Origin of the sequence: Streptomyces sp. NBC_01669 (genome assembly GCF_026339735.1) — a bacterium.
GTDB lineage: Bacteria > Actinomycetota > Actinomycetes > Streptomycetales > Streptomycetaceae > Streptomyces > Streptomyces yanii.
This window is the reverse complement of record NZ_JAPEQG010000001.1, coordinates 3,394,393-3,405,408: the sequence shown is the minus strand read 5'-3', so window position 1 is coordinate 3,405,408 and position 11,016 is coordinate 3,394,393. Positions and strand designations below refer to the sequence as shown.

General features: G+C 70.8%; 7 protein-coding genes. 4 read left to right on the top strand and 3 right to left on the bottom strand.

All coding sequences use genetic code 11. The features are described from left to right. The first annotated feature begins 223 nt into the window (after positions 1-223). The 4 genes from OG972_RS14890 to moeZ all read left to right on the top strand — a co-directional run bounded on the left by OG972_RS14890 (position 224) and on the right by moeZ (position 4,478). Entirely contained in the window at positions 224-1,264 is a 1,041-nt protein-coding gene (locus tag OG972_RS14890) for a hypothetical protein (RefSeq protein WP_266990489.1), read from the top strand. A gap of 184 nt (positions 1,265-1,448) precedes the next feature. Beyond that, positions 1,449-2,414: an NAD(P)-dependent oxidoreductase gene (locus tag OG972_RS14885; protein ID WP_266981777.1), complete on the top strand. Its 966-nt coding sequence runs from the start codon at positions 1,449-1,451 to the stop codon at positions 2,412-2,414. Then, complete coding sequence (locus OG972_RS14880) at positions 2,402-3,214, top strand: spherulation-specific family 4 protein (protein WP_266981775.1); 813 nt, start codon at positions 2,402-2,404, stop codon at positions 3,212-3,214. Before OG972_RS14885 ends, OG972_RS14880 begins: the two co-directional genes overlap by 13 nt. Positions 3,215-3,299: 85 nt before the next feature. Next, positions 3,300-4,478, top strand: a complete 1,179-nt coding sequence (gene moeZ / locus OG972_RS14875; RefSeq protein WP_266981773.1) for an adenylyltransferase/sulfurtransferase MoeZ — start codon at positions 3,300-3,302, stop codon at positions 4,476-4,478. A gap of 159 nt (positions 4,479-4,637) precedes the next feature. Here moeZ and OG972_RS14870 read toward each other — a convergent pair whose 3' ends face one another. From OG972_RS14870 to OG972_RS14860, 3 genes are all read right to left on the bottom strand, one after another. Then, the gene (locus OG972_RS14870; RefSeq protein WP_266981771.1) at positions 4,638-6,218 is read right to left on the bottom strand and encodes an alpha/beta hydrolase; all 1,581 of its coding nucleotides are present in this window, start codon (positions 6,216-6,218) and stop codon (positions 4,638-4,640) included. Positions 6,219-6,329: 111 nt separating this feature from the next. Further along, the gene (locus OG972_RS14865; protein ID WP_266981769.1) at positions 6,330-7,940 is read right to left on the bottom strand and encodes an alpha/beta hydrolase; all 1,611 of its coding nucleotides are present in this window, start codon (positions 7,938-7,940) and stop codon (positions 6,330-6,332) included. Between the two features lie 135 nt (positions 7,941-8,075). Beyond that, positions 8,076-10,823: a lysylphosphatidylglycerol synthase domain-containing protein gene (locus OG972_RS14860; protein WP_266981767.1), complete on the bottom strand. Its 2,748-nt coding sequence runs from the start codon at positions 10,821-10,823 to the stop codon at positions 8,076-8,078. Positions 10,824-11,016 lie beyond the last annotated feature (193 nt).

Genomic DNA, 11,016 nt, shown 5'->3' with positions numbered 1-11,016 from the left:
CCCTGCCGGGCCCGCCGCCTGCGTCCTGGATGCGGCCGAGAGCGAGACGCGGACCGACACGCCGGCCGAGATGCGGACGCAGACGCCGGCCCGGACACACCCCGACAGCGACGACGCACCCGCCCCCACCCCCCGGGCCCCCGAGATCGCGCGCACCCGTGCCACCCCCGCACGCAAGCTCAGTGGATCCCGGCGTGGGCCCGTCGATCCCGTGAAGACCCTCATGCACCGCCACCGCGACCTGTGCGAACGCGCCGTCGACCCGCTGGAGATCGCCGCCGGGCTCGAAGCCCACGGGGTCACCGACCGCACCGCCGCCCGTTACCGGCACCGCGATGTCTTCTCGCTCGCCGAGGAGCTCTACGCGCGGGTGCCCGCCGTGACGGGGGAGCCGGCGCGCGCGGTGCCTCCCGCGCCGGTGCGCGACATCGAGACGCGCGTCGTGTGGTCACTTCTCGCGCTGCTGCCCGGTGCGGCCTGCACCGCGACTGCCGTCGTCCTGAAACTCACCGAGGGAGCACTCGGCGGCGGGGCGCGGATCACCGTGTCCCTCATCGGGGCACTCGTCGCGTTCCTCGGGCTCGGCCTCTGCCTGCGGAGCGGCCCCCTGCGCGCCCCGGAGGGCCGCTCCTCGGCGGCAGCCACTCTGTACGCGGGCTGGCTCCTCGGCTACGTCCTGTTCGGCCAGGCGCTGCTCGATCAGGTCCTCAGCGGCGGCCCGGAAGGACCCTGGGCGCTCACCCCCGCACCCCTGCTGGGGCTCGCGCTCGCCGTCGCTCCCGCCGCTTGGTGCGCGCACCTCTTCTCCGTACACGCACACCGCAGACTCACCGGCAGCCGCGCACTGGAGGAGTTCGCCGCAGGGGTGCGCCCCCTCCTCTTCGGGACCGTCGCCCTCTTCCTCTGCGTGCTCTCGGGGCTGCTCCGCCTCGCAGAGTTCGGGTACGGAGGCGGCGGCAGCCTCGTCGCGGCCGCCGCACTCGGCGTACTCCTCCTGCTTGCCCGGCTGCTGACCGTCCACGGCTTCCCGGAGCCCGCCACCACCGGACTCGCCGCCGCCTGCGCCGTCGAAGCGGCCGCCCCCGCCCTGATCCTGGCCGGGCGGCTGCCCGGCCTCGATGTCCTCGCCCGCCCCGTCGACGTGGTCATCGAGGCGGGCGGCACCGGAGCCGTAGCCGCCATCGCCTGCGGCGCAGCCGCGCTCGGGCTGCTGATCCACGCCACCGTCGCCCTCTCCAGGGCGTCCGCCCACACCACCGCATAAGCCGCGATGAAGAGCCACTCCGTGTGCGACTCCCGCGGAGCCGACGCCGCGGGTCCTTGTCCCTCGGCGCCTGCCGTTGGACCCGACAGGCACTTACCGCCCACCACCTCCCCAAGGAGACACCGGACATGACCCCCCAATCCCCCGCACCGGCAGCCCGCCGTCGGCACGAAGGGGGCACCCGATGAGGGTTCTGCTGCTCGGAGCCAACGGGTTCCTCGGCCGGTTCGTGGCCGACCGGCTGCTCGCCGACCCCGCCGTACACCTCACGGCGCTCGGCCGTGGCGACGACGCCGACGTACGGTTCGACCTCGCGGGCGGTTCCCCCGGAGCACTCACTCGGTTCCTGGACGCCGTGCACCCCGGCGTCGTCGTCAACTGTGCGGGCGCCACCCGCGGCGGCGCCCGTGACCTGACCCGGCACAACACCGTCGCCGTCGCCACCGTCTGCGAGGCGATGCGGCGCAGCGGCTGCAGCGCCCGCCTCGTCCAGCTGGGCTGCTCCTCGGAGTACGGGCCCTCGCAGCCAGGCTCCTCGACGGCGGAGGACGCCATCCCGCGCCCGGGTGGGCCGTACGGCGTCTCCAAGCTCGCCGCCACCGAACTCGTCCTCGGCTCCGGCCTCGACGCGGTCGTACTGCGAGTCTTCTCGCCGGTCGGCCCCGGCACCCCGGCGGGCTCCCCGCTGGGCCGACTTGCCGAGGCGATGCGCCGCGCCATGCAGTCCGGCGACGGCGAGCTGAAGCTCAGTGGCCTCGGGGTGCAGCGCGACTTCGTCGACGTACGGGACGTCGCCCGCGCCGTGCACGCCGCCTCTCTCTCCGCCGCGCAGGGAGTCGTCAACATCGGCACCGGCCGTGCCGTACGGCTCCGTGACGCCGCCGCCGTGCTTGCCAAGGTCGCGGGCTACCCGGGTGCGCTCCACGAGCTGGACACGCCCCCCGCACGGATGCCCATCGGCGCTCCCCGCACCTCCTCCGAGTCCGTCATCGAACATCTCTCGGCGACCCCGTCCCCATACCCCGACGGCTGCGGCGCCTGGCAGCAGGCAGACGTCCGCACCGCCCGCGACCGGCTCGGCTGGCGGCCCCGGATCAACCTGGAGGAGTCCCTCGCCGACATCTGGATGGAGGCGGCATGCCGCATCTGACCAGTGCCGGAACGGCACGGAGGACCGGCGGCGCCGAGCAGCTCGGCTTCGGCGTCCCCGGCTACGCGCATCCGCTGCTCGCCCCCACCGAATGGGCCGAACTGACCCGCCCCGGCACCCACCTGCACTGGGCGGTCCTCAACATCGACACCGGTCCCGGCGCCCGGCCCGACCCGCACTGTCTGGAAGCCGCAGGCCGGCTCCGCAACGCCCGCGAACGGGCCCTGGACGACGAGACCGCGCAGGACACCGGCCGGGCAGGCGGCGGCCGGCTGCTGGGCCACCTCGATCTGGCCCACGGTGACCGTCCGTTCGACGAGCTGATCACCGAGGCGCAGTCCTTCCTCGACTGGTACCTCGTCGACGGCTTCTACCTGGGCCGGTGTCCCGCCGACCGCACCGACCTCCCGGCGGTCCGCCGCCTCACCGGCACGCTCGCCACGCTCCTCGAGGACGGGCTGCTGGTGCTCGGGCACGGGACCCATCCGTATCCCGGCTACGCCGAGACCGCCGACCAGCTGGTCACCTTCTCCGGGGCCTGGACCGACTACCGTTGGTCGCAGGTGGCGGAGTGGACCGCCGCCTATCCGCCGGAACGCTTCGCGCACTTCGTGCACGGTGTTCCGCGCACCCACCTCGACGAGGCCATGCGCATCGCCCGCTGGCAGGGCGCGGGCACGATCTTCTTCACCGACCGCACCGTGCGGAGGGGCGGCAGGGGACAAACCGATCCATTCGCGGCGCTGCCCGGGTACTGGGACGAAATCGTCTCGCGGATCGGACCTGGTATCTCGGAATGAGAGGGGGCGTGGCAGTGTTACGGCAAGAACAACCGTACGTAGATGAAGTACGTAGAAACCGACCACCTGCATTGTTGAGGTTCCTGTGTCGCTGCCACCCCTGGTCGAGCCAGCTGCTGAGCTCACCGTCGACGAGGTCCGCAGGTACTCCCGCCACCTGATCATCCCGGATGTCGGGATGGACGGGCAGAAGCGGCTGAAGAACGCGAAGGTGCTCTGTGTGGGCGCCGGCGGTCTCGGCTCGCCGGCCCTGATGTACCTGGCCGCGGCCGGTGTCGGCACGCTCGGCATCGTGGAGTTCGACGAGGTCGACGAGTCGAACCTGCAGCGCCAGATCATCCACAGCCAGTCCGACATCGGCCGTTCCAAGGCGGAGTCCGCCAAGGACTCGGTCCTCGGCATCAACCCGTATGTGAACGTGATCCTTCACGAAGAGCGGCTCGAGGCCGAGAACGTGATGGAGATCTTCTCCCAGTACGACCTGATCGTGGACGGCACGGACAACTTCGCCACCCGCTATCTCGTCAACGACGCTGCGGTACTGCTGAACAAGCCGTACGTGTGGGGTTCGATCTACCGCTTCGACGGCCAGGCGTCGGTCTTCTGGTCCGAGCACGGTCCCTGCTACCGCTGCCTCTACCCGGAGCCGCCGCCCCCCGGCATGGTCCCGTCCTGCGCCGAGGGCGGCGTCCTGGGCGTGCTCTGCGCGTCCATCGGCTCCATCCAGGTCACCGAGGCCATCAAGCTGCTCGCCGGTGTCGGCGACCCGCTGGTCGGCCGACTGATGATCTATGACGCCCTGGAGATGCAGTACCGCCAGGTCAAGGTCCGCAAGGACCCCGACTGCGCGGTCTGCGGCGAGAACGCGACCGTCACCGAACTCATCGACTACGAGGCCTTCTGCGGCGTCGTGTCCGAGGAGGCCCAGGAGGCGGCGCTCGGCTCCACGATCACTCCGAAGCAGCTCAAGGAGTGGATCGACGCGGACGAGAAGATCGAGATCATCGACGTCCGTGAACCGAACGAGTTCGAGATCGTCTCGATCCCCGGCGCGAAGCTGATCCCGAAGAACGAGTTCCTGATGGGCAACGCCCTCCAGGACCTCCCGCAGGACAAGCGCATCGTCCTGCACTGCAAGACCGGCGTCCGCAGCGCCGAGGTCCTCGCGGTCCTCAAGTCGGCGGGCTTCGCCGACGCGGTGCACGTCGGTGGCGGCGTGATCGGCTGGGTCAACCAGATCGAGCCCGAGAAGCCGGTGTACTAGTGCCCCTCCCGGCACGCTTTGCCCCGTCGCGCCGCCCGGCACGCACGCTCGGACGACACTCCTCATGGGGCAAACATCGCCGGTCGCGGCAGTAGAGGCGAAAAGCTTCGAAGGGGCCGGTCCGCGTCATGCGGGCCGGCCCCTTCTCCGTTCACTCCGTCACGAACAGGTCCTGCCGTCCGCGGGGACCTTCCCGTCCAGGAAGTACGCGTCCACCGTCGACGTCACACAGCTGCTCACACCGTACGAGCCGTGGCCCTCGCCCTTGTTGGTGAGCATGATGCCGACGCCCTTGCCCAACTCGTCCGCCATCCTCTGCGCCCCCTCGTAGGGTGTCGCAGGGTCGCCGGTCGTGCCGATGACGAGGATCGGACCGGCGCCCGGAGCGCTCGCCTCCGGGGTGTCCAGCTCACCCTTCACCGGCCAGTGGGAGCACCAGCCGGCCGTGTCCCACGCCAGGAACGGGCCGAAGACCGGGGACAGCTTCCGGAACTCGGGCAGCAGGGCCCTGGCTTCCGCGACCGTCGGCCGGAGGCTGCTGTCCGCGCAGGAAATGGCGCGCTGCGAGTGGTTCTGGGTGTCGTAGTGTCCCTTCTCGTCACGACCGTTGTACTGGTCGGCCAGCTGCAGCAGCAGATTGCCGGTGCCCTGCTTCTCCGCCTCGTCCAGCGCGTTCGTCAGGACGGGCCAGCTGCTCTTGGAGTAGAGCGGCAGCACGATGCCGGTGACCGCCATCGCCTCGTTGAGCTCGCGGCCCGAACCGGTCGGCAGCGGCTTCCTGTCGATCCGCTCCAGCATCCGGGCGATGCGCTGCGTGCCGGCCTTCGGGTCCTGGCCGCGGTCCTTGAAGTAGTTCTCCAGGGCCCGCTGGAAGCCGGTCGTCTGGTTGCGGGCGTGCCCGATCGTGTCGGCGGTCGGGTCGACGACCGCGTCGAGGACCGTGCGTCCCACGTTCTTCGGGAAGAGGTGCGCGTACGTCCCGCCGAGCTCCGTACCGTACGAGATGCCGAAGTACGTCATCTTCCTGTCGCCGAGAACCTGGCGGATCAGGTCCAGGTCCCGGGCGGCGTTCGTCGTACCGACGTACGGCAGGACCTTGCCCGAACGGCGCTCGCAGCCGGCGCCGAAGTCCGCGCCGTCCTTCATGAAGGCCGCCTCCTCCGCCGCCGTGTCCGGAGTCATGTCGACCTTCCGGTTGGCGTCCTCCTGCTCCCGGTCGGTGCGGCAGTTCACGCCGGCGCTGGCCGCGACCCCGCGCGGGTCGAAACTCACCAGGTCGTAGCGGGCGTTGAGCTTCCCGTACGATCCGGCGGCGCGCGGCAGTATCGAGACGCCGGAACCGCCGGGGCCGCCGAAGTTGAACAGCATCGAGCCGAGTCGGCGGCTCTTGTCCCGGGCCTCCTTGCGGATCAGAGCGATCCCGATCGTCCTGCCGTCCGGCTCCGAGTAGTTCAACGGCACCTTGACCGTCGCGCACCGCCAGTCGACGCCGGGTGCGGTGCCGCCCTCGGGGGCCTTGCACCGGTTCCAGTCCGGGCGCTGGGAGGTGAGGGACGCGGGCAGGGCGGGCAGGGCCGGCTTCCCGTCCGATGCCTTGGACGATCCGGTGGACGAGGGCGCGGCGCCGGCGCTCGCCTTGTCGTCCGACGTCGGGCCCGTACCCCCGCCGCAGCCCGCGAGTACCCCCGTGAACAGCAGTGCGGCAGCGGCCAGCGCTCCGGCGCGTGCATGGTGGACCACGTGTACGTCCCTCCCCTTGGTGCCTGTGCGTACGGCGTGCGGCGGCAGGCCGGGGCCCGTGAGCCCGGCGTGATCCGGGGAAGGGGGCCCTGGGCGCCGCCGCCGACAGCTTCAGCGGCAGACGGTACCGGCCGCCGGGACCGTGCCGTCCAACAGGTAGCTGACCACCGTCTTCTTCACACAGGCGTTGCCGCTGTTGTACGCGCCGTGCCCCTGGCCCTCATAGGTCATCTGCACCCCGACGCCCTGGCCCAGCTCATCCGCCATCGCCTTTGCGCCCTTGTACGGGGTCGCCGGGTCGCCCGTGTTGCCGATGACCAGGATGGGCGCCGCGCCGGGAGCGCTGACGTCCGGGGTCTTCCACGCACCCGCGACCGGCCAGTCGGTGCACTGCATCAGACCCCAGCCCAGATAGTCGCCGAAGACCGGCGACGCCTTCTGGAACTCCGGGATCAGCGCCCTTGTCCCGTCGACGGTGAACCGCTGCTTCGAGTCGGCGCAGTTGATGGCCGCGTTGGCGGCCGTCGTGTTGTCGTACCGACCGTTCTGGGAACGGCCGTTCAGCGAGTCGGCGAGAGCCAGGAGCAGCGCGCCGTTCCCGCCGTCCGCCTCGTCGATCCCCTGTTCCAGCAGTGACCAGGTCTCCCTGGAGTAGAGCGAGGCCGCGATTCCGGTGGTGGCCTGGGACTGCGTCAGCTGCCGGGATCCGAGCCCCGGGATCGGCTGCTTCTCCAGCCGGTCGAGAAGTTCGGCGATCCCCTGCTCGACCTCCTTCCCGGTGGTACCGGGAAGCTTGCAGGCGGCGCCGCGATCCGCGCAGTTCTGGGTGAAGTTGTCCAGCGCCAGCTGGAAGCCCTTCGCCTGGCCGAGGGAGGACTGCTCGTAGTCCTCGGTCGGGTCGACGACCCCGTCGAGCACCGCCCTGCCGACCTTCTCCGGGAACAAGTGTGCGTAGACGCCGCCCAGTTCGGTGCCGTACGAGATGCCGAAGTAGTGCATCTTGTCGTCGCCGAGCACCTGGCGCATCAGATCCATGTCGCGGGCGGCGTTGGTGGTGCCGACGTAGGGGAGTTCGGAGCCGGAGTTCTTCTCGCAGGCCGTGGCGAACATCTTCTGCTGGTTGAGGAGGGCCTTCTCCTCGGCGGCGTCGTCCGGGGTGGCGTCGCTCTGGAAGCGCGCGTCGAGCTGTTTGTCGTTCTCGCACTTCACCCCGTAGCTGCGGCCGACCCCGCGCGGATCGAAGCTCACCAGGTCGTAACGGGTACGGAGGTTGGCGTAGGTGGGGCCGAAGGCGGGCAGCGTGGCGACGCCGGAGGCGCCGGGGCCGCCGAAGTTGAAGATGAGCGAGCCGATTCGCTTGTTCTGGTTGACGGCCTTGGCGCGGATCAGCGCCAGCGAGATCGTGTTGCCGTCCGGCTTCGCGTAATTGAGCGGGACCTTCATGAAGGAGCACTCCCAGGCGGCGCCGCCGGGGAGCGGGGACGGGGCGGTTCCGCCGCCCTGCGCCGCGGACGGGGCGGGGCAGGGTTTCCATGTCAGTTTCTGGGAGGCCAGGTCGGCCGATCCGGATGGGTCGGCGGCGTTCGCCGCGTGCGGAGAGTTCTTCGTACGGTCCGTACCGGTGGCCTCGTTGCCGCTGTTGTCCGAACAGGCGGTGAGGGGCAGCAGAACGGTGGCGGTGGCCGCGAGGGCCGCGGCGCGCAGGGCAGGGGAGGTCCTCATCGCCCCATCGTGCGACGGCGCGCGGGGCAGCGCGCGGGACACCGGTCCAAGTGGGTGGCCCCGGTGGGGATGACCCGGGGCAGGGGCCGTGGAGGGTCTCCCCGATGGGCGGTTTTCCACAGGGGCGGCGGCGTGTCAGAGGGCGCCCTTGCGGGTGAGGTGGTTGAAGCAGAGCCAGCCGGGCAGAACCGGCAGCCACAGGGTCATCAGCCGGTACAGCAGCACGGCGGGCGCCGCGACCTCCTTCGGCAGACCGACCGCGATGAGTCCAAGCGTCAGCGCGCCCTCGACCGCACCCATACCGCCCGGCGTCGGCGCCGCCGACCCCAGTGCGTTGCCGGCGAGGAAGACCACCGCGATGCTCGCGTAGCTGAGCTGCGGCACATCGGGACCGCTGAACGCCCGGATCGACGCGTCCAGGCACATCACGAACAGGATGGTCAGCAGCAGCATGCCGCCGATACCGGTGAACAGCTTCTGCGGGCGCTGCACGACATCGAGCATGCGCGGTACGACCCCGGCGAACAGCGACCGCACGCGCGTCACCACGAACTTCCGCAGGAACGGGATCGCGGTCACCACCAGGACCAGCACCGCGACCGTCAGCAGTCCGGCGATCACCGTCCGGGACGGAGTGAGCGACGACGGAGTCTTCTCGGTCCCGGTCAGATATCCGAACGCGGCCAGCAGCAGGATGTGGCAGCCGAGCCCGAACAGCTGCGAGGCGCCGACACTCGCGACGGCGAGCCCCGGGCGTACCCCGGAACGCTGCAGGAACCGCGTGTTCAGCGCCACGCCGCCGACCGCGGGCGGCGCGACGATCTTCACGAACGAACCGGCCACCTGGGCCAGCACGGTCTTGACGAACGGCACCCGCTCCGGCACGAACCCCAGCAGACTCATCGCCGCCGCGATGTAGCTGAGCGCCGAGAACCCGAGCGCCGCCGCCACCCAGCCCCACTCCGCCTGCTCGACGACCGCGCCGAAGTCGGCCTCCGTGACCTGGGAGATCAGGAAGTACGCGGCGATCGCACCTGCGATGAAGCTGAGCAGCGTGCGCGGCTTGATCCGCTCCAGACGGACCGGCTCCACGGGTGCCTGCGGCCGGATCAGCAGCACCTGGCGGCGGATCTGGGTCAGCAGATCCTCCTCCCGGGCCTCGTCCAGGGCATCGTCTATCGCGCGCTTCTCCGCGCGCTTCTCCGCCTGCTTCTCGTTGCGGAGCGCCTTGCGGTCGGCAGGGACCGACGCCTGTGCCTCCTGGGCCTTGGCGAGCTTTGCCGCGTCCGACGCCGCGATCACCGCCTCGCGCTCGCGCTGCGACCGCTCGCGGGCCAGCCTGCGCAGCGCCGCCCGGGTGGAGCGGCTGAGGGCGATCGGCTGGAGCAGCGGCAGGCAGTCCGCCACGGCATCGGGGCCGAGGATTTCGAGCGCCGTCGCGACAGCCCGCTCGGCCCCCACCCGCAGACCGGTGGTGGTGAGCAGCTGTGCGATGTCCATCCGCAGCAACAGATCACCGGCCGCGATCTCACCGCCGCGCAGATCGGTCACGAACACCGTGCCCGAACGATCCACCAGGATCGCGTCGCCAGTGAGCCTGCGGTGCGCGATCCGCCGGGACTGGAGCGCCTTCACCTGCCGCCAGGCGCCGCGCACCAGGTTGTCGGTGATCTCCACGTCCTCCAGCGCATCGAGGGAGCGCCCGCCGATGTGCTCGTACACCAGCATCACGGCGTCGGGACCGAGCTCCGAGGTGGCGATCAGCTTGGGGGCGTTGGCTCCGGCGGCGATCGCTGCGTACGCGAGGAGCGCCTCCTGCTCCAGGGCCTGGCGCAGCGACTGGATGGACCGGCGCTGGGTGATGCCGCGCAGGGTGAGTCTGCGCCACACCCGGTAGAAGAAGCCCTGTGCCTGCTGTTCCCGGTCGACGACCGTCACATCCAGCGGTGGACCGTCCTCCAGGGAGACCAGATAGCGGCGGCCCCGGTCGCTCGGGTCGCCGGAGTCGGGGGTGTCCTCGGCGCGCATCGCGGTGACCGGGCGGAAGCCCACGTGACGCAGACCGGCCATCAGATGCTGACCGGTCGGCCGGACGTTCGGCGAGCCGACCGTGTACAGCGTGCCGTACGCGACGGTCCAGCCGATCAGCACGGTGAGGACGATCGAGAACGGGGTCGTGTAGCCGCCCACCAGCATGGCGAAGGCGTCGAGCAGCAGCACCACCCACAGCACGACCCGCCAGCGCGGCCGTCTCGCCATCCCGACCGCCGTCATGTAGGCGATCACGGGTGCGAGATAGCCATGTACGGGATCGGTGAGCGCGGCACCGGGCTGAGGCTGGGTGAGGGCGTCCTGAATGGTGCCGGGGGCGGACTTGGCGACCCAGAGGTCGGTGGCGAGCGTCACCCCGTGGGCGAGGACGGCGGCGAGGACACCGTCCGCGATCCGCAGCCCGTCGCGTTTGATCAGCCGCTCGATGGCGAAGGCGACGGGGACCAGCAGCACCGCGATGCTGGAGACCAGGCCGGCAAGCTTGATCAGAACGTCGGGTGCCTGGTCCGTGCCCTTGTTGATGTCGTGTTCGAGACCGGTGGTCGTGCCGTGGGCGAAGGCGGCGATGGAGAGCAGGACGACGATCGCCAGGAGACCGACGAGAAGCCGCATGAGGTCGGAGGGGCGGTGCACCCGGGCGGGGAGCAGCGGCTCGTCACCGGAGACCCGGTCGGCCTGTTCGGCCTCTGCGACGGTCGAGAGGGTGGAGCCGACCAGACGGTGCGGGGCGGATTCCCGCTCCTCGCGCTTCAGCGTCGGCCCCTGCTGCTCCCGCGGCTCTTCCGGGCGCCGCTCGGCGTCAGAGGCGTCGGCCGCCTTCGGTGGCTGCACGCCCTGCTCCTTCGTCGCCTCTGATTGGTCTTCGTGGTCTCGTATCACCGCTCACCGCCCGCATGATGGTGGCACGGCCCGGGGGCAGAGGGGGGTGTCAGGGTGCACTGCACGGTCGCGCGATGCGCAAGATACGCCCCTTTGCCCTTGCGTGCACACTCAGTGAATGCACGCCTACGCGTCCATCGGCCGG

What these genes read in the sequence shown, in the direction of transcription:
- OG972_RS14890 (WP_266990489.1), top strand. Translation starts at nt 224, where the DNA reads ATGCACCGCCACCGCGACCTGTGCGAACGCGCCGTCGACCCGCTGGAG.
- OG972_RS14885 (WP_266981777.1), top strand. Translation starts at nt 1,449, where the DNA reads ATGAGGGTTCTGCTGCTCGGAGCCAACGGGTTCCTCGGCCGGTTCGTG.
- OG972_RS14880 (WP_266981775.1), top strand. Translation starts at nt 2,402, where the DNA reads ATGCCGCATCTGACCAGTGCCGGAACGGCACGGAGGACCGGCGGCGCC.
- OG972_RS14865 (WP_266981769.1), bottom strand. Translation starts at nt 7,940, where the DNA reads ATGAGGACCTCCCCTGCCCTGCGCGCCGCGGCCCTCGCGGCCACCGCC.